Consider the following 18,377-nt stretch of genomic DNA (forward strand, 5'->3'; position numbering starts at 1 on the left):
GGATTTAAAATCCTTCTAAAACAATTTTGCCTTTTGCTTTTCCTGTTTCTAAAAAGGCGTGTGCTCTTCTAAGATGTTCTGCAGTAATAGTTCCAAAATTTTCGCCTAAAGTTGTGCGTAATGTTCCATTATCTATTAACGCTGAAACTTCATTTAAAATATTATGCTGCTCTATCATATCATCGGTCTTAAACATGGAACGTGTAAACATTAACTCGATATGGGTAGACACTGCTTTACCTTTAAAAGGCATAACGTTTAGGGTTTTTGGATCATCAATAAACCCAAATTTACCTTGAGGTTTAATCAGTTTTACAACGTCATCCACATGATGTTCTGTAGCGTTTAAACTCACTACATATTCCGGAGCAGGAAGCTCGTGCTTTTCAAATTCCTCGCTTAATTTGTTTCTGTGATTGATTACTGTATCTGCACCTAATTCTTTTAACCAAGAGGTCGTTTCTTCACGAGAAGCAGTGCCAATAATGTTCAGTTTAGTTAGCTTTTTAGCCAATTGCACCAATATAGAACCCACACCACCAGCAGCACCAATTACTAAAATTGATTTGTTGGCATCATTTCTAGAAACCTCTAATCTATGAAACAACATTTCGTAGGCTGTAAGCGACGTTAATGGTAATGCTGCAGCTTCGGCAAAAGATAAACTTGAAGGTTTTTTGCCCACAATACGCTCATCAACCAACTGAAATTCGGCATTACTGCCTTGTCGGTTTAAATCTCCTGCGTACCAAACTTCGTCTCCTACTTTAAAAAGTGATACTTCTTCTCCCACTTCTTTTACAACCCCAGTAGCATCCCAACCAATAACACTCCATGCGCCATTTGGTGCTGGCCTGTTGGCTCTAATTTTATAATCTACAGGGTTTACCGAAATGGCATTTACTTCAACTAAAATATCTCTTCTAGCTGCTTTTGGCGTGTCTAATACAATGTCTTGCAGAGAATTATCGTCTGTAACCGGAAGATTCTCTTTATACCCTATTGCTTTCATGTTTTTTGCTTTTTAAATTGAAACTATTATTTCCAAGTAACAATATCTTCAATATTTCTTCTTGATTTTGCAAATTCTGGATCGGCTTTTCTATACCCAAAAGCAGCCATAAATGATAAACCATATTTATTAGTATCTACGCCAAATTTATCTTTTAATAATGCCTCAGCCTTTTCTTGGTGAAATCCTTCTATTGGACAAGAATCAATTCCTGTTAATGCTGCTGCAGTCATCATATTACCCAAAGCAATGTAGGTTTGTTTAGACGACCAATCGAATAATTTTTTGTCTGTATCTAAATCAAAATCGCGTTCTTGAAATTCTCGGTAAAATTTAGAATACATGTCTATAACATCTGTAGGTAATTGTTTTACATCCTTCATCATGTGCATAATATATTCTGAATCATGCTTTACCATAGGTGCTTTCATGCTTAAGCCTAATATAAAATGACTAGCAGTATCTAATTTTAAAGGTGCTCCCCAAGCAACCGGCTTTAGTAATTCACGTAATGCTTTGTCTTGTACCACAATAAAATGCCAAGGTTCGAAACCAAAAGAACTTGGTGATAAGTTTGCCGTTTTTAATATAAAATTAATTTGATTATCAGTTAAAGTCTTGCTGGCATCAAATTCTTTTGTTGCATGTCTGTAATTAAATGCGTTTAAAATATCTTCTTGGGCAATGTTTGGTGTATTCATTATTCTATTTATATTTTTAAATTCATAATACTATTAAAAGTATAGTGACAAAAGTATGTATAGCGTTTAAAACTGACAATAACGGTCAAAAATGATAGTATACATTTTAGACTGATAAATATGCTAAAACAATAATGATAACAAGGGTTTACAGATATTGTTAAAATAACTATAAAAAGTATAGTTGTGTAATTTAGTATAGTATTCTATCTTTGCGATTAAAATTAAATTTTAAAACGTCGTTTTATGTATAAATTTAAAGGAAAAGAATATCCGTGTTGTGCTAGTTTAACCATGGGTGTAATTGGTGGTAAATGGAAAACCGTTATTTTATTTCATTTAATTGAAGGCACGTTACGCTACAGTGAATTAAGAAAACAAATGCCTACAGTTACCGAGCGTACATTAAGTTTGCAGCTAAAAACTTTAGAAGAAGATGGTATAGTAAAAAGAAAAGTGTACACCTCTAAACCACCCTTAAAAGTAGAATATTCCTTAACCGATTTTGGAAAAACTTTAATCCCCTTAATTAAATCTATTGCAGATTGGGGCGTTTATGTGGTTACCAAAAAGGAGGGCGTTGTGCTTAAAAATTAGATTTTACATAAAATGCTTCACTTGTATTAGCTTCTGTTCATGCAACTTAAGGCTATACTTCTTTTTTAAATAATATGATTTAGTATATCATTCCTATGAATAGCAAAAACTAACAAGATTTATGTATATTTTAGCATCATGATTAAATTAAGTGATTTATCTAATAAAACTATTGGTTTAGTACTTTCTGGTGGTGGTGTAAAAGGCGTTGCTCATGTAGGAGTCATTAAAGCTTTATTGGAACATGGTATTGTTCCAGATATTGTTTCGGGTGCTAGTGCTGGCGGTATTGTTGGAGCGCTTTATGCCAATGGCATAGAACCTGAGGATATGCTTCACTTTTTTAAAGATACGCCATTATTAAAATACAACCTACTTACCATTAATAAACCAGGCTTATTTGATACGAGTAAGTATTTGGTGTTTTTTGAGAACTATTTTCCAACGAACACTTTCGAAGCTTTACAAAAGAAACTCTTTATTGTGGCTACCAACCTAGAAACCGGGGAATCGGAATTTTTTAATCAAGGAGAATTGATTAATAAGGTTTTAGCATCGGCTGCCTTACCTCCTGTTTTTAGTCCTGTAAGCATTAATGGACGCTTGTATGCCGATGGTGGTATTATGAATAATTTTCCGGTTGATCCTTTAATTGATACTACAGACTTTATTATAGGATCGTATACGACCGCAATGAAAGTTGTTGGCGAAAATGAACTTAAAAATTCGTTTCAGCTATCGCAACGGGCTAATCTTTTAATGCTTCACTCAAATGTACGGGATAAGTTGAGTATTCCCGATTTATTATTTATTCCAAATCATTTAGATGTTATTGGTGTTTTGGATAAAAAAGGTATTGAAAAAGCCTATAACATTGGTTATGAGTATGCGTCTAAACTTCTTGAGAACGTATTAGTATCCTAAGTATTTTTAAGTTATACTGCTGTATTGCAACTTGTTGCACTAGGTTGTTTTCTTAATGGCACAAATATATCAGCACCTACAAGAAGGATTCTAAAAGCTCTAATTATAATTCTTTGTTAAAAAAAAGAATGAACGTTCACTTTTTTATATCTTTGTATAAGATTTAGAAAGAAATGGCAAAACTTCAAAAAAGTATAGATAAACGTAATGCCTTGGTTAAAGCAACCATAGAGCTAGTAAACAACAATGGTTTCCATGCTACGCCTATGAGTAAAATTGCTAAAATGGCCAATGTATCGCCTGCAACGATATACTTATATTTTGAGAACAAACAAGATTTAGTAAATCAAACTTATATTGATGTAAAAGCAGAATACACCAATTATGCTTTTCATGATTTCGACACCACTTTATCTGTTAAAGATGGCTTTGAACACATATGGAAACGTATTGCAGATTTTAAATTGAAAGAATCTGAACATGCTATGTTTTTAGCACAATGTGATAATACACCAATGATTGATGAACCTAGTAGACAAGAAGGCATAAAACACTTACAACCTCTACTCGACCTTTGGGAACGCGGAAAAAAAGAAGGTATTATTAAACCTTTGTCTAATTACCTATTATACGCCTATTCCATAAATCCATTATCATTTTTAATGATTAACCAAAAACGTGGTGCTTTTCAATTAGACGAAATACATTTAAAAGAAGCCTTTCAATCTGCTTGGAGCAGTATTAAAGTTTGTAAATAAAATGAATAAAACAGCAATTATTTTAGGCGCAACTGGATTAACGGGCGGCATTTTATTGGAAAAGTTAATAGCAGATAATAAGTACCAAAGTATCAAATTATTTTCTCGATCCAGGATAGAAGGTTTACCTAGTAAAGTTACACAGTTTATTGGCGATTTATTACAGTTAGAGCTATTTAGAGCTGTATTTACGGCAGATGAAGTGTACTGTTGCATTGGTACAACTAAAGCTAAAACACCAGATAAAGACACCTATAAGGCTATAGATTATGGAATTCCTGTTACTGCGGCAAAACTTTCAAAAGAAAATAATATTAAAACGTTTGCAGTGGTTTCTGCCTTAGGTGCAAATCCAAAAAGTGCGGTATTTTATAATAAAGTAAAAGGCGAAATGGAACGCGATGTTCAGAAACAAAATATTAGAAACACGTTTATTTTAAGACCTTCATTAATTGGAGGAGAACGCAATGAAAGGCGAACACTAGAGAAAATAGGGTTAGCCATTTTTAAAGTGATTCAGCCTTTATTTAAAGGAAAATTAGCCCAATATAAAATCACAGAACCTAACCATATTGCCCTGGCCATGATAAATTTGGCTAACAGTACAAGTTATGCCGAAGTCATTATTACTTCAAACGATATTAAAAAAATTGCAAAAAAATAACACTGAAAAATTAAAAACTATGGAATTAATAAATCAATTAAATTGGAGATACGCTACAAAAGCAATGAATGGCGAAAAAGTAGCCGAAGATAAAGTCCAAAACATATTAGAAGCTGCACGATTAGCGCCAACTTCAAGTGGTTTACAACCTTTTGAGATCATTGTTGTTAAAAATCAGGAGATTAAAGAAAAAATTAAACCTGTAGCATGGAATCAGCCCGTAATTACAGACTGCTCTCACCTACTCGTTTTTGCTGCTTGGGATACCTATACGGCCGATAGAATAAATTATATGTTCGATTTAACCAATGATATTCGTGGTTTTAAAAATGAAGGTTGGGAAAACTACAGACAGAAACTCCTGAGTTCTTATCCTCAAAAAGATGCCGAAGTAAACTTTAACCATGCCGCAAAACAAGCTTATATAGCCTTAGGTATGGCTATGGTTGCAGCAGCCGAACTTAAAGTAGACAGCACGCCCATGGAAGGTTTTGATCCGGAAGCTGTAGACGACATTTTAGGCTTACGCGAAAAAGGATTACGTAGCACCATGTTATTAACTTTAGGTTATAGAAATGAAGATGAAGATTGGTTATCAAGTCTTGTAAAGGTTAGAAAACCTATGGAAGATTTTGTAACCGTAATAGAGTAAAAAAAAACAACTATGAGAAAGACCATTTTATTAAATAATAGACCACAAGGAAAACCAACAGTATCAAATTTTGAATTTGTTACTGAAGATTCTGAACTTACAGTTTCTGAAGGCGAAATACTTTTAGAAGCCGCTTATGTATCTGTAGATCCTTATTTAAGAGGAAGAATGAGCGATGCTAAATCATACATACCTCCTTTTGAGTTAAATAAACCAGTACACTCTGGTGTTGTAGCAAAAGTAGTGGCTTCAAAAAATGAAAAATTTAAAGAAGGCGATTATGTTTCTGGTATGCTAAATTGGAGCACGCAACAAATCTCGAATGGTGAAGGTTTAAATAAAGTAGATGGCTCTAAAGCGCCTTTAAGCACATACTTAGGTGTTTTAGGAATGACAGGATTAACTGCTTACTTAGGTTTAAACGAAATAGGAAAACCACAAGCAGGAGAAACTATTGTAGTTTCTGGAGCTGCCGGAGCTGTTGGTAGTGTTGTTGGGCAAATAGCCAAAATATTAGGACTTAAGGTTATTGGAATTGCTGGAACAGATGAGAAGATTGACATGCTTAAAGACAAATTTGGTTTTGATGCAGGTATAAATTACAACACTAGTAAAGACATTAATGCCGACCTAAAAAAATTAGCACCAAATGGCGTTGATATTTATTTCGATAATGTTGGTGGCCCTATTTCTGATGCTGTATTATTCAACATTAACCGTTTTGCGCGTATTATAATTTGCGGTGCTATTTCGGTTTATAATGAAACCGAATTGCCTACCAGCTTAAGTGTACAGCCGTTTTTAGTTAAAAACAGTGCATTAATGCAGGGCTTTATAGTTTCTAATTATGCTGAAAAATTTCCGGAAGCTATCCAAAAATTAGCAGGTTGGCTATCGGAAGGAAAACTAACATACACCGAAACTATTGTTGAAGGTTTCGATAATATTCCAAGTGCTTTTATCGATTTATTTGAAGGTAAAAACAAAGGAAAAATGATAGTTAAAATATAAATTTTAATAATTTAAAAAAGAAAAAGAAGATGAACAATTTTGATTTTAAGAATCCTACCAAAATTATTTTTGGTAAGGACACTATAGAAAAAGTAAATGAAGAAATTCCTCAAGATGCTAAAGTGTTACTACTTTATGGTGGAGGAAGTATTAAGAAAAACGGTATTTACGACCAAGTTAAGACAGCTTTAGCGAATGTCGACGTAATCGAGTTTGGCGGCATTCCTGCAAACCCAGAATACGCGACTTTAATGGAAGCGTTACAGGTTATTAAAGATAAAAATATTACGTATTTATTAGCTGTTGGTGGTGGTTCTGTAATTGATGGAACTAAATTTTTATCTGCCGCAGCCTTGTATGATGGCGACACACCATGGGACATTTTAACTAAAAATATTAGAACAGAAAAAGGTATGCCTTTTGGTACTGTATTAACCTTACCTGCAACAGGATCTGAGATGAATTCTGGCGCCGTAATTACAAGAGCAGAATCAAAAGAAAAGTTGGCTATGGGCGGCCCTGGTTTATTTCCTGAATTTTCTATTTTAGATCCTCAAGTAATCACATCTATACCAGAACGCCAATTGGCAAATGGTATTACAGACGCTTTTACACATGTTTTAGAGCAGTACATGACGTATCCAATAGGTGCTTTGTTACAAGATCGTTTTGCTGAAAGTATTTTACAAACCTTAATAGAAGTTGCACCTAGCGTTTTAAAAGATCCAACGGACTACAAAGCAGCTTCCAACTTTATGTGGAGTTGTACTATGGCTTTAAACGGCTTAATACAAAAAGGAGTGCCAACAGATTGGGCGGTACATGCTATAGGACACGAATTAACCGCTTTATTTGGTATCGATCATGCACGTACGTTAGCTGTAATTGCTCCTAGCCATTACAAGTTTAATTTTGAAGCTAAAAAAGAAAAATTAGCACAATATGGTGAACGTGTTTGGAATATTACCGAAGGTAGCACAGACGATAAAGCCTATGCTGCTATTGAAAAAACAGTAGATTTTTTCCATGAATTAGGAATCGACACAAAACTATCGGATTATACGAAAGATTATGATGGCACTGCCGAAGAAATTTCTAAGCGATTTACAAATCGTGGTTGGACAGGTTTAGGAGAACACCAAACATTATCTCCAGACAAAGTTGAAAAAATAGTAAAAATGGCTTACTAAATTTTATTTATGAATATTTTAAAAACAATAGCCATAACGCTTACTATCGTTACAGGGTCTAGTTGTAAGGATTCAAAAAGCACAACACCTTCTGAAACCGTTTTAGAAGAGAAAACAGAATTAAAAAAAGAAAAAGATATGAAAGTATTATTTGTATTAACATCTCACGATAAATTAGGAGATACCGGAAAAAAAACTGGGTTTTGGGTAGAAGAATTTGCAAACCCGTATTACACATTATTAGATAAAGGCGTAGATATTACAATTGCTACTCCAAATGGTGGTGCAGCCCCAATAGATCCAAGTAGCGACTCACCAGATGCTGCAACCGAAGCTACAGAACGTTTTGATAAAGACGAGGCTGCTAAAGCTAAAATTGCAAACACAAACAAATTATCTGATATGAATGTAGATGATTTTGATGCTGTATTTTACCCAGGTGGACATGGACCACTATGGGATTTAGCTAACGATGCTACTTCAATTGCCTTAATTGAAAAATTTAACGCTCAAGAAAAGCCTGTAGCATTTGTATGTCATGCTCCTGCAGCATTAAAAGGCGTAAAAAATAGCGATGGAACCCCTTTAGTAAAAGGCAAAAAAGTAACAGGATTTACAAACAGCGAAGAGGCTGCCGTAGGTTTAACAGATGTAGTACCATTTTTAGTTGAAGATATGCTTCAAGAAAATGGAGGAATTTACTCTAAAAAGGAAGATTGGGCGGCCTATACTATTCAAGATGGTAATTTAATTACTGGACAAAACCCAGCGTCTTCAGAGTTAGTAGCAGATAAATTATTAGAAGCTCTTAAATAAGCTAAGTATATTAAGTACTAAAAAAGGTTATCCAAATTGGATAACCTTTTTTAGTTTTAAAGTATTATACTTTTTAAAAACGCGTATTTAATCGTTTTTTAAAATTGTAAAGTAAAACGTGGAACCTTTGCCCTCTTCACTTTCAACCCAAATCGTTCCGTTGTAGTAACTAATTATCTTCTTAACAATGGAAAGACCAATACCGGAAGACGAGCCTGTACTTTCTAATTTAGTAAACACCTTAAATATTTTATCAAAATAGTCAGGATTAATCCCCATACCGTTGTCCTTTACAAAAAACTCATAGTGCTTTTCATTTTCAGTGTAACCAACTTCTACTACGCCATTGTCTTTATCGCAGTATTTAACTGCATTTTGAATTAAGTTTTGAAACACTTGCTTAAACCTCCATGTGTTACCATAAATACTAGGTAAATGGGCTTGTATATTAATTTTAATATGTTCTGGTATTAACATGGTTTGCAATACCTCAGTAATCATAACATTAAAATCTACCTGCTTATCTTCTTGCTCTAGTTTATCAATAGTAGAGTAATCTAATATGCCTTTAATTAAAAAGTCCATTTTTTCTACATTAAACAAGACTTGCTCCAAAGGTTTAAAGGCACTTTCGTTTAACGCATTTTTATTATCACTCATAAACCAACTCACTAAAGTATGAATATTTATTAATGGTGCTTTTAAATCGTGCGAAACAACATGTGCATATTCATTAAGTTCTTCGTTTTGAATGGATAAACTTTTTAATAACTCTTCTTTTTTCTGCTCTTGTGCCTTTATACGCTCTTCATATTCTTTTTTCTGAATAACATTTACAAGCATATTAGCGTAAACAAAAAGAATGTCTTGTTCGTTTTCAGAATAACTATTTAACTTTTTAACCGAATCGAAACCTATAAAGCCAATTAACTCGTTGTTTTTAATTTTAGGAATGGTAATTAAGCTTTTTATACCTTGAGGCTCTAAAATAGCCCGTAAACCAAACTCGCCGTCTTCTTCTAAAAGGCTTACATCTTCCACATAAAAGGCTTCTCCTTTTTTATGAGCATCTAGCCAATGCGTAATATAATCAATTGGTATATTTTGCAGGTTATCTATTTCTGGCTCTATATCTTTAGCACACCACTCGTAAGTGTTTGAGCATGTATTATTTACAAAATCATAAGAAAAAATATAACTCCTATCAGACTGCACAAACTCCCCTATTTGTTGTAAAGATTCGCGAATTAATTTATCGATGTCCGATAAATCTGAATTAATATACTTTGTAGAAATACTAATTAATAAGTCTTGAAAACGTAACTGCCTTTCTATGATTTTATCCTTCTCTAATTGCTTCGAATCTAAATTATTAGCGTTTTTAATAGGTTTTAAACTTTTACTGTCTGTGTTTAGATTATCTTTTTGCATTCGAGTATTTACATTTTAATAAAAGGAGCTTATTTGCTGCTAACGAATATAATATTTACATTTTTATTAGAAAAATGAAATGATTTTAATTCATTGTTGTGATATAAATTTAAATTATTATTTTTCTTATAAAACCTAAAGAAGCCACTACTATGTGGCTTCTTAATTTTATTGCTTCATTATAAATTATATTTAATCTTCATCATCAACTACATCTTCAGTCGGGCAACATCTGTATTCCTGTGATTTTTCCAATAGCTCAATCTGTTTTTGCAATAATTTATTCTGAAGACTTTTGTGCTCCAAATCTAGCTTTATATCTTCCATTAAGCTCTCTTCACAAACATTACAATTATCCAAACAGCCTTTTACTACAACCCCAGCCGTAGGTATAGAGGTCTTGTATTCAAAAGAAAATTCGGCAATGGTTTGTTCTGTGGCGCCGCCCTCTTTACTCAATATATTTGCAGCTATCAAATTGTTTTTAACGTTTTCTAAAGCTTTTAAACGAACGGTTTCCGATAACGGTTGAGCAACGTTATATCTTGCGTTAGAAGCCACATATGCTGCAGTATAACGAGGGTTATTATCGCTATTAATGGCTTTTAATTCTTTAATTTTTTCAGGTAGTTTACTTGAGGTGGCCAAAACTGCTGTTGGCACTACAGAGAGTTTTGCATTTGTTAACATAGGGTTATTAACTACACCACTTGGCGTGGCCTGATCAATAACACGGGTTTTTATTGCTTTAATACTAACCTTGGTGGTTTGTTGTTTATCCACTTGATAGAATAAATACGTTACCGAATGGCATCTGTTTTCGTTATGAAAAGTTCTACTGCTACTTTCTACATGACTTTCACTTTCTCCTTCGGCATGGGTTTTAGTTGATACTTCACCTACTTGAATAGCGCTAGATTCTCGAGTCATTTGTATGGATTTATTATGGCTTGCTTCGGCATGAATGCTTAATTCGCGCATAAAATCTTTAGTTGAAGAGGCATCAAAACTTCCCGAAATTCTTGCTGAAGGACCATTAACAATAGTTCCTAGAAGTCCGCTAGTAGAAGCATTCGTACTATTCGTACCACTACTAGACTCGCTAGAATTAATATCTTCTCGACTATCCAAATCGGACATAAATTTCTCGTACGAGTCTAAATAATACTGTTCTTCCGCAGATTGCTCATGTCTGTAGGATAACTGAGTTTCGCTATCAAAAGAAAATCTAGAGCGACGATCTTGTGTGTATAAGCGCACTTTTTCTCCTGGTAATAATGTGGTGCTATACACCAAATTGCCTAACTGTAAAGGGCCCGAACATCTTTCAACCCTTACATGAAGTGCCACTTCAACAGGTACTCTTTGCGATTGGTTGTCTTGTTTTACATCGGTGTAATGGGTTAAGCGGTACACAAAATCTAAATAATCACATGTTTTGCCGTCTGGTAATTCTGGACAACACCCATTCTTGTTTTCAACTTTCATAATAAATGATTTAAAAATTAGGCTGCATTAACTGGTTGGTTAATGATTCATAGTTCGCGGCAGCTTTTTAGCGCGATATGTTTTTAGCTAATAATCATGTGCGGAAACAAATGTAGTGGCTAATAAACGTACATTCAAGAGGAAATACATCCTTTTAATAAGGGAAATTCCTTTTGATTTTTCAGGGTTTTTCCTGATAATATAAAAGTGTAGATAATAGCCTTTTTTGGGAAACAAGAAATGTGTTATTACTCAAATTTTAAAAGTTTATCTAGTTTTTTTACAACCTCTGAAGAATCTTTTAGGCGTTCTTCAAGCGATCTTACTGCATCGATGCTTAAATATCTACCTAGCGGAATTAACGGTTTAAATAACCTATCATTTTCAGGATTTTGTAGTGCTGTTCGTTTGGATTCTAAGCGATAACAGTCTGGATGAGAATTAATAAACTCGTCGGCGTGAGCAAAAATAGCATTAACAGCCATTTGAGCTGGTGTAGTAAGTTGGCTGTAATAATCTATCGCTTCGTTTTTGCTTTCTGCTTCGCTATTATTAGTAATTATAAGATGTTTAATTTTGTATTTTCCTTGTAAAAGCGAATCCTTAGTTAAACCTTTTATTAGTGCCGCTTCCAGGTAATTGGTAACGGTTCCACCAATATTGTCGTAATAACCGCCATCGCCAAATTGCCCAATTCCAGAAACCCTACCATTAGGGCTTAAATAAGGAAATCTTGCGGTTAACAACATGGCAGCCGATCGTTTAATCATTTTTGAGCTTTCATTCTTTTTTGCATATTCTGAAAGCAGATCGTTAAATCCCGATTCGCGAGGTTTAGTGGTATTAAACTTAACCGGACTCATAAGGTATAATTGACCTGTTTGCACATGAGTGGTTGTAGTGACCATTATAGGAGGAGTAAATGTATCTCCTTTTTTAGGCATAATGTCTAAATACGGGCGTTTTAGTAAACCCACATTAAACAAATCATCGAAGGTGGCTTCCCATTCCGTTTCTGTAATTTTCCCGCGGTCTCGATAAAAGTTTAAATGAAGAATACTTGCCACAATATCTCTACCCAAAAGTCCTGCAACAGACGAAGAAATATAGTCTTTTTGATAAAATACGCTGGCCTTATAATTAAAATCATTTTCGTTTAAAATACTATCGCTTTCTTGAGCTAAAAATAGATTGTTCTGGTAGCTGTCTTTATTGGCATACGCCTGAATATAAAACATATTACTACCCACACTACCTCCAGAAGCTCCGGTTATAGAAAACAGGTGTTTCTTAAAATAGTTTTCATTTTTGCCATACAAATAACTGTGTACCAAAAAAGCCCAAAGACCTGCTCTGGAACCTCCGCCTTCTGCCGATACTAAAACAATAGGAAATGGCGCTTTGCAGGTAGCATTTAAAATATCTTGTCTTCGCTCTAAAATGTATTGATCTACGTAAGTTTCAAGGTTTAAACGACTGTCTGGATGAATGTTTTCTGAATCTACAGTACTAACTTCATAATGTGTAAAACAATTACTTTTTGCCACAAAAACCGTCATTAAAATAGAACCAAAAAATACGATTGTTAAAATGGGCCATTTTTTTCTTTTACCATATAAATTTAGTCCTAAAAAAATGGTGTACTGTCCAATAATGCACACCATAATTATAACCATTGGTGTTAAGTATTTTAAATAATGTAATTCCGGATCAATAAGCATTACAATATACATAAGCACCATACTAAATGTAAAAAGATAGGCCAATGGAATACCATAGTTTTCCTTAAACCAGAGAATTTTTTCGTTATACGAAATACTAAAAACAAAAAACAACACACTTAAACAGGCCATAGACCAAAACAAATTTTTAATATCTTGTTCGGTGCCTCCAATGTTAGCAAAACCCAGTATTAAAATTATTGCAAAGGAAATGGCCACTATAATTATAGGTAACCACTTTCTGTTCGATTTCCATTTTAATACCCCTTTTAGGAACATGCCGAGTCTTGGGTTTGTTATGGCAACTAAAAAAAGGGTTAATAATAAAAAGAAATACTTAAATGTTATATACTCGCCAAACAATTGGTAGTAGGTGTTTTCTACTGAAAAGGTAATGCTTAAAATCATAAAAATACCTAGTATTTTAGTATACATCCTTTCCACATAAATTTTAGGATCTTCAACGGATTCATCAATGATTTTAGTGTCAATTTGACCACTAGGTTTTATTGAAACATTGCTTTTTTCAATGCTTATTTCTTTTGAATCTTTAGGGTTAATGGCTTTAACAACTTTACGGCGTAGCTTAATGTCTTTAGCTACTATGCTGCCATCAGCTTCAGCTTTAAAACTCTTTTTAACCGATTCAATTTTAATTAAATTACCGTAACTAATAAGTAAGCCCATTACTAATATGGACGTATAAAAAATAGGCATAACTATAAAATCGTTATGGTCTTGTAGTTGAATAATTACTATGGTGAGATCACTTAAATGAGGCATTCTAAAAATAACAAATAGAACAAATACAAATACTAAAGGAAATGCATGTTTTATAATGGCTTGTATTAAGTATTTAAGCCATTGGGAAAAACTTGTTTTGTTTTTCTGGTTAGTTTCCATATCTCTATTCTTTTTTAGTTTCTTCCTCCTCTGCAGGTATGGGCTTTTTTGATTGAAATTTATCTACAAATGACGTTAAGTTTGTAGCATAACCGACCATGAATTGTGGGTATATACTATTTGTATTGGTATGGAAATAGGAGCCTAATTTGGCATATACGCCACCTACAGAAGTTTTTGGATTAGTAAGCCAATAGAAATTAGCTTCTAGATTTAATAAGTTGTAAGGCATTCCAAAATGATCTTTTCCTTTATTAGTTATTAAGGATTCTGAGAATGAAGCATCATTAAACTTCTCATCGCCAGCATAATTTAAATCTTCAAGACTAAAAGTAATATCTGCACCAAAATTAGACTGTGGTCTTATTTCAAAATTTAAATAAGGGCCATGAGCAATAGAAAATAGTTGTTTGGTAAAGATTTTATCTTCTTCATTATCTACAATATTAGTTAATTTAAAACCAGTTCTATAAAAGCCAGCGCTATAACCAAGTCCTATGTTTGTAAAGAACCCTTTGGCTTCATGCGTTAGTACTTCTACAGATAGTTTGCCATATAAATTGTTTTTTCGCAATAAATCGAAATTATTAAACTGCTCTTCATCTTTAATATTTATAAAACGGTTTTCGTCATCGAAGCTATTTTGCATTGAAAAATTTGTAACCGCTGTTAGTTGTCTAAAAAAAGACAATTTCTTCCAATTTAGCAGGTTTATTGGTAATAATATTCGTGCCTGAGCATTTACTAAAGAATTTGGAGATTCGGTATTAAACCCCATAAGATCGGAATAAATTATAGCTGAGAAAAAGTCGAAAAAGCGCCTTTCCTTTACCTTTGCCATGTGCGTGGATTTACCTTCTTTATCTTTGTATAATTCCATTTTATCGTTGGCAACTGAGTAACTATATGAATCTTTATAATTTAAAAAATCGAAAACATCATTGTAGTCTATCTCTATTTTTGTTCTTTGACCAAAATCATCTTTTTCTGGCATAAATGTAGAAACTCTACTTCCGTAAATATTAAAATATCTAATAGGTACAGAAAAATCTGAATTAATAAATATTAAATCTATGCTTTCATTTAGTTTTGCTCTAATTTTTATGGTTGCGGCCTTGTTATTAAAAAATTGGACAGTTGCAGACGTAACTTTTAAATTCCCCGTTCCATTGGATGTTTCACTTTTAAAATCCTTACAGCAATACTTGCTGCTTTCGGTACGTTGCGATAATACTTGATAATATGCCAAAGTGGTATTTTCAAATTTTCCCTTTATAGTTTCATCTTCAATAAACGCTTTTTTTCCTTCTTCCGCTTTAATGGTTAAATATTGGTACATGACCGGTTCCCTATCTAAGGCCATAAAAGCGGCTTCATCTTTTGTGCTTAAATTTTGAATGTTATTATTTATTACAGATTCCTCATTTAGCCGTTCTTTTAACTTCTTTAACTTTAGTTTATAATGCGTTATTTGATAAGGTATATTCTTATCGATATTGAGAATTAATTGGCCCGAGTAATTATCCTCAGCTGTATCAATACGTCTTAAAATATTTTTAGCTTCTGAAAGTTCTTTACGAATTTCTTTTTCATCATGAGTCTTTACTTTTTCAAGAATTTTTTGAATAGAATCATTGTATTGTGTTCCTATGGATGAAGATTCTGATATTAAATCTATTCCAAATTCGTTATTTAAATTCAATTTTACTGCAAAAACAAAAGTTTTGGGATCCATATCTTTTAGATATTCAACAGACTTTTTACAATCTTCCGTTTTACAAATTTGCATGTCGAATGTAGCGTCTTTAGAGTCTATTCTAAATTCAAACACGGAATCTTCAATTTTAAGTGTCTTTATTAACGTTAATTTGGCTGGAGCCTTAGGCTTTTCTGTATTTGTGACCTGCTCCTTTTGTGACTCTGATTTTTCACCCTTTAAGGATGCTGTGTTTTTACCGCCTTGACTAAAAACGATGTTAAATAAAGTAAAAAAAAGGAAAGTACATAGCTTGGTTTTCATAATAACTTGGTTTGGTTATACAATAGTTTATATCTTGATTTTCATTTAAATCAAAATACCCCATACTGGGAAAAACATAAACTGTGCTATTGTAATTGCTATTAGGAAAACTAACCACTAAAATGGTTGTAATAAATATAGGTAAAATAATTTAATAACGTGTTTTAAAACTCGTTTCTAGGCTATTGCTTGTCAAGATATACAGATTTTATATTAAGACGCTTCCATAAGTTGTTCTATTTTAAATATTATAAATTCTGCTGGCCTAATCATGGAAACGCCTACCGAAATTATCAGTTTACCTTCTGCAATATCTTGAGCAGTCATGGTTTGCCTTAAACCTACTTTAACAAAATACGCATTATCTGCTTTAAAGCCCGCAAAAGCACCATTTCGCCAAAGTGCATTTAAATAATTAGAAACCATGTTTTTAACAGCACCCCAGGTATTGGTATCATTCGGTTCAAAAACAAACGGTTTTAAACCTACTTTAATAGATTGTTTTACATGCAGAATGGTGCGTCAGAACTTTTTAAGTCCTGGTATTTTTAATGGCGAATAAGGTTAATAAAAGTAAAAATATGTAACCTGATCACTATAAAAAAACTATTTCTAATCCAAAAAAGCATTACATGCTAAAACAGCATTGCAACTTGTAGTGTTTAATTTTTTAAGAAAAGGAAACTTAGGTTTTATGTTATTAAGTTAAATGAAATTTTAATACCTTGAATTATCATTCCTGTTCCTATAATGGCAATAATAAGTCCCATAATTTTTCCTATAACAGAAATGACATTATTCCCCACTATTTTAACAATCCAATCGCTTAATCTAAAGGTGAAGTAAGTTAGCAAACTCATAGAACCAAAAATGGCAATTACTAAAAAGATATGAATGGTTTCCACATTAGCCACAAAGTTCATGGCTGTTACAATGGTCCCTGGGCCTGCTAAAATTGGAATTGCTAATGGCGATACAGCTATATTCTCGTCTATATTTACATTATCAATGGTTTTAACGTTAGATGTTTTAGACTGTAACATATCAAACCCAATAAAAAAGATTAAAATACCTCCAGTAATTTTAAAGGCGGGAATACTAATATTAAATAATTCGAAAATATATTTACCTAAAAGCACAAAAACGGCTACAATAACAAATGCAATTAAGTTAGAGCGCTTATTTATATCTCGTTTTGTTTTTTTATCGGCGCCTTGAGTTAACGATAAAAAAACCGTCATATTAGAAATCGGGTTTGTTATCGCAAAAAAAGCGGTAAATACGGTTATTGAGAATGTAACTAAATTATCCATGTACTACAAAAAATTATACTTTCAAGAAACTGTTTTTCTTTTGTTTAGCCAAAATAATTCTGTTATTTTTATGTTATTTTGACGAGATTTTATGAAATCAATGTCTTTTTTTTGGCTACTCTAATAAATGCTCAAACTAAACCTGCTGTTGCATAACTACCTAGTTTAGCAACATTGGCAAGCAATGTCTTCGTCATTATAAAATTAGAATTACTCTAAAAAATAAGAGCGCAAAAATAGATGTATTTTATGTATTGACAGTATTAAAGTTTTAATAAAATTTAAAATGTACTTGTATTATTAATAATTATCGTTTATCGGTTTTAAAAGCGTTGTTTACCATAAAAGTGCCATATTAAAGCAACTTAACTATACACTTTAACAAGTAATTAATTATATTTGAATAAGTAGGAATTTAAAACTTATTAAGATTGAAAATAAAACCTGGCTTTTATGATTTATTGTTTTACATCGCCTTTGTAGTATGTATTATATTTAGCATTACCATGGAACGTGCGGCTTTACTATATATCTCTCCATTAGTTGTAGTTACCATCCTTTTAAAATACATTAGTGTTACCAAAAAAAAAGCCGATCCTCTTTTTATTTTAGCTTTAATAGCCCTTTTTGGTGTCAATTTCTTTTCATTTTATGGTTTTAATAGTTATTTTAAAATACTCACGTTATTAACGTGTGCTTATTTAATATGTTATTGCTTAATACTTAAAAAGTATATTAGTAAAGCTAAATATTCAATTTCGGTATCTGTTTCCATTGGTGTTTTGTTAGTGGTTTACTCCATCTATTCAATTGTTGTTTTACTTGTGGATTATATACCAAAAAGCAATTTGATTTATATGATATTGTGCGCTTGCTGTTTATTAATTTACGCTGCAGTTGTTGCCAAAATTTATGTAAAAAACAATTACCAACATGGTACTGTTTTGTTAGGCTCTGGAATTTCATCTATTTTTCATATTGGCTTATCGCCTATAAATGAGTATTTTTATTACAATAAAACGTTTACTGTAATTATAATAATTTGCCACTTTATTTCTATTTACCTTTTTATGGTTTTTATAACTAAAACTAAGCCTGTAAATTCGCAAGGTAATTACAGTTAGAAATAGTTGCGCCTGATTAAAACATAAAAAAAGGAGGGTAATCCTATGACTA

17 protein-coding genes are annotated in these 18,377 nt (G+C 32.6%); 9 read left to right on the top strand and 8 right to left on the bottom strand.

Features of this window, described 5'->3' with window-relative positions:
* Nucleotides 1-4: 4 nt before the first annotated feature.
* Nucleotides 5-1,012 (bottom strand): zinc-binding alcohol dehydrogenase family protein, encoded by a 1,008-nt coding sequence (locus tag BMY96_RS14885; RefSeq protein ID WP_092853620.1) that lies wholly within the window; start codon nucleotides 1,010-1,012, stop codon nucleotides 5-7.
* A gap of 26 nt (nucleotides 1,013-1,038) precedes the next feature.
* Nucleotides 1,039-1,713 carry an NAD(P)H-dependent oxidoreductase gene (locus tag BMY96_RS14890; protein ID WP_092853622.1) on the bottom strand — a complete coding sequence of 225 codons (675 nt, stop codon included), beginning with the start codon at nucleotides 1,711-1,713 and terminating at the stop codon, nucleotides 1,039-1,041.
* Between the two features lie 246 nt (nucleotides 1,714-1,959).
* Here BMY96_RS14890 and BMY96_RS14895 point away from each other — a divergent pair, with 246 nt between their 5' ends.
* The 8 genes from BMY96_RS14895 (at nucleotide 1,960) to BMY96_RS14930 (ending at nucleotide 8,325) form a co-directional block, all read left to right on the top strand.
* Complete coding sequence (locus BMY96_RS14895; RefSeq protein ID WP_092853624.1) at nucleotides 1,960-2,310, top strand: winged helix-turn-helix transcriptional regulator; 351 nt, start codon at nucleotides 1,960-1,962, stop codon at nucleotides 2,308-2,310.
* Between the two features lie 138 nt (nucleotides 2,311-2,448).
* Nucleotides 2,449-3,234 (top strand): patatin-like phospholipase family protein, encoded by a 786-nt coding sequence (locus BMY96_RS14900; protein ID WP_092853626.1) that lies wholly within the window; start codon nucleotides 2,449-2,451, stop codon nucleotides 3,232-3,234.
* A 173-nt stretch (nucleotides 3,235-3,407) separates the two neighbouring features.
* On the top strand, nucleotides 3,408-3,992 hold the full coding sequence (locus tag BMY96_RS14905; protein ID WP_092853628.1) for a TetR/AcrR family transcriptional regulator: 585 nt from the start codon (nucleotides 3,408-3,410) through the stop codon (nucleotides 3,990-3,992).
* Between the two features lies 1 nt (nucleotide 3,993).
* Nucleotides 3,994-4,656 (top strand): NAD(P)H-binding protein, encoded by a 663-nt coding sequence (locus tag BMY96_RS14910; protein ID WP_092853630.1) that lies wholly within the window; start codon nucleotides 3,994-3,996, stop codon nucleotides 4,654-4,656.
* A gap of 19 nt (nucleotides 4,657-4,675) precedes the next feature.
* A complete protein-coding gene (locus tag BMY96_RS14915; protein ID WP_092853774.1) occupies nucleotides 4,676-5,308 on the top strand; it encodes an NAD(P)H-dependent oxidoreductase in 633 nt (210 codons plus the stop codon).
* A gap of 12 nt (nucleotides 5,309-5,320) precedes the next feature.
* A complete protein-coding gene (locus BMY96_RS14920; protein ID WP_092853632.1) occupies nucleotides 5,321-6,319 on the top strand; it encodes an NADP-dependent oxidoreductase in 999 nt (332 codons plus the stop codon).
* Nucleotides 6,320-6,348: 29 nt separating this feature from the next.
* A complete protein-coding gene (locus BMY96_RS14925) occupies nucleotides 6,349-7,509 on the top strand; it encodes an iron-containing alcohol dehydrogenase (protein WP_092853634.1) in 1,161 nt (386 codons plus the stop codon).
* Nucleotides 7,510-7,518: 9 nt separating this feature from the next.
* Nucleotides 7,519-8,325 (top strand): type 1 glutamine amidotransferase domain-containing protein, encoded by an 807-nt coding sequence (locus tag BMY96_RS14930; protein WP_175473592.1) that lies wholly within the window; start codon nucleotides 7,519-7,521, stop codon nucleotides 8,323-8,325.
* 87 nt (nucleotides 8,326-8,412) lie between these two features.
* Here BMY96_RS14930 and BMY96_RS14935 read toward each other — a convergent pair whose 3' ends face one another.
* The 6 genes from BMY96_RS14935 to BMY96_RS14960 all read right to left on the bottom strand — a co-directional run bounded on the left by BMY96_RS14935 (nucleotide 8,413) and on the right by BMY96_RS14960 (nucleotide 17,201).
* Nucleotides 8,413-9,756 (bottom strand): sensor histidine kinase, encoded by a 1,344-nt coding sequence (locus tag BMY96_RS14935; protein WP_092853636.1) that lies wholly within the window; start codon nucleotides 9,754-9,756, stop codon nucleotides 8,413-8,415.
* 192 nt (nucleotides 9,757-9,948) lie between these two features.
* The gene (locus BMY96_RS14940; RefSeq protein ID WP_092853638.1) at nucleotides 9,949-11,244 is read right to left on the bottom strand and encodes a hypothetical protein; all 1,296 of its coding nucleotides are present in this window, start codon (nucleotides 11,242-11,244) and stop codon (nucleotides 9,949-9,951) included.
* A 248-nt stretch (nucleotides 11,245-11,492) separates the two neighbouring features.
* Nucleotides 11,493-13,868 (bottom strand): hypothetical protein, encoded by a 2,376-nt coding sequence (locus BMY96_RS14945; protein ID WP_092853640.1) that lies wholly within the window; start codon nucleotides 13,866-13,868, stop codon nucleotides 11,493-11,495.
* A 4-nt stretch (nucleotides 13,869-13,872) separates the two neighbouring features.
* Nucleotides 13,873-15,888, bottom strand: coding sequence for a hypothetical protein (locus tag BMY96_RS14950; RefSeq protein ID WP_092853642.1), 2,016 nt, complete (start codon nucleotides 15,886-15,888; stop codon nucleotides 13,873-13,875).
* A gap of 213 nt (nucleotides 15,889-16,101) precedes the next feature.
* The gene (locus BMY96_RS14955) at nucleotides 16,102-16,404 is read right to left on the bottom strand and encodes a phage tail sheath C-terminal domain-containing protein (RefSeq protein WP_092853644.1); all 303 of its coding nucleotides are present in this window, start codon (nucleotides 16,402-16,404) and stop codon (nucleotides 16,102-16,104) included.
* A gap of 176 nt (nucleotides 16,405-16,580) precedes the next feature.
* Nucleotides 16,581-17,201 carry a MarC family protein gene (locus tag BMY96_RS14960; RefSeq protein ID WP_092853646.1) on the bottom strand — a complete coding sequence of 207 codons (621 nt, stop codon included), beginning with the start codon at nucleotides 17,199-17,201 and terminating at the stop codon, nucleotides 16,581-16,583.
* Nucleotides 17,202-17,632: 431 nt separating this feature from the next.
* On the opposite strand from BMY96_RS14960, the gene BMY96_RS14965 reads away from it, so the two are divergent.
* Nucleotides 17,633-18,325 carry a hypothetical protein gene (locus BMY96_RS14965; protein WP_139205272.1) on the top strand — a complete coding sequence of 231 codons (693 nt, stop codon included), beginning with the start codon at nucleotides 17,633-17,635 and terminating at the stop codon, nucleotides 18,323-18,325.
* Nucleotides 18,326-18,377 lie beyond the last annotated feature (52 nt).

It is taken from the genome of Algibacter pectinivorans (assembly GCF_900112595.1).
GTDB lineage: Bacteria > Bacteroidota > Bacteroidia > Flavobacteriales > Flavobacteriaceae > Algibacter_B > Algibacter_B pectinivorans.

What these genes read in the sequence shown, in the direction of transcription:
- BMY96_RS14885 (WP_092853620.1), bottom strand. Translation starts at nt 1,012, where the DNA reads ATGAAAGCAATAGGGTATAAAGAGAATCTTCCGGTTACAGACGATAAT.
- BMY96_RS14890 (WP_092853622.1), bottom strand. Translation starts at nt 1,713, where the DNA reads ATGAATACACCAAACATTGCCCAAGAAGATATTTTAAACGCATTTAAT.
- BMY96_RS14895 (WP_092853624.1), top strand. Translation starts at nt 1,960, where the DNA reads ATGTATAAATTTAAAGGAAAAGAATATCCGTGTTGTGCTAGTTTAACC.
- BMY96_RS14900 (WP_092853626.1), top strand. Translation starts at nt 2,449, where the DNA reads ATGATTAAATTAAGTGATTTATCTAATAAAACTATTGGTTTAGTACTT.
- BMY96_RS14905 (WP_092853628.1), top strand. Translation starts at nt 3,408, where the DNA reads ATGGCAAAACTTCAAAAAAGTATAGATAAACGTAATGCCTTGGTTAAA.
- BMY96_RS14910 (WP_092853630.1), top strand. Translation starts at nt 3,994, where the DNA reads ATGAATAAAACAGCAATTATTTTAGGCGCAACTGGATTAACGGGCGGC.
- BMY96_RS14915 (WP_092853774.1), top strand. Translation starts at nt 4,676, where the DNA reads ATGGAATTAATAAATCAATTAAATTGGAGATACGCTACAAAAGCAATG.
- BMY96_RS14920 (WP_092853632.1), top strand. Translation starts at nt 5,321, where the DNA reads ATGAGAAAGACCATTTTATTAAATAATAGACCACAAGGAAAACCAACA.
- BMY96_RS14925 (WP_092853634.1), top strand. Translation starts at nt 6,349, where the DNA reads ATGAACAATTTTGATTTTAAGAATCCTACCAAAATTATTTTTGGTAAG.
- BMY96_RS14930 (WP_175473592.1), top strand. Translation starts at nt 7,519, where the DNA reads ATGAATATTTTAAAAACAATAGCCATAACGCTTACTATCGTTACAGGG.
- BMY96_RS14935 (WP_092853636.1), bottom strand. Translation starts at nt 9,756, where the DNA reads ATGCAAAAAGATAATCTAAACACAGACAGTAAAAGTTTAAAACCTATT.
- BMY96_RS14940 (WP_092853638.1), bottom strand. Translation starts at nt 11,244, where the DNA reads ATGAAAGTTGAAAACAAGAATGGGTGTTGTCCAGAATTACCAGACGGC.
- BMY96_RS14945 (WP_092853640.1), bottom strand. Translation starts at nt 13,868, where the DNA reads ATGGAAACTAACCAGAAAAACAAAACAAGTTTTTCCCAATGGCTTAAA.
- BMY96_RS14950 (WP_092853642.1), bottom strand. Translation starts at nt 15,888, where the DNA reads ATGAAAACCAAGCTATGTACTTTCCTTTTTTTTACTTTATTTAACATC.
- BMY96_RS14960 (WP_092853646.1), bottom strand. Translation starts at nt 17,201, where the DNA reads ATGGATAATTTAGTTACATTCTCAATAACCGTATTTACCGCTTTTTTT.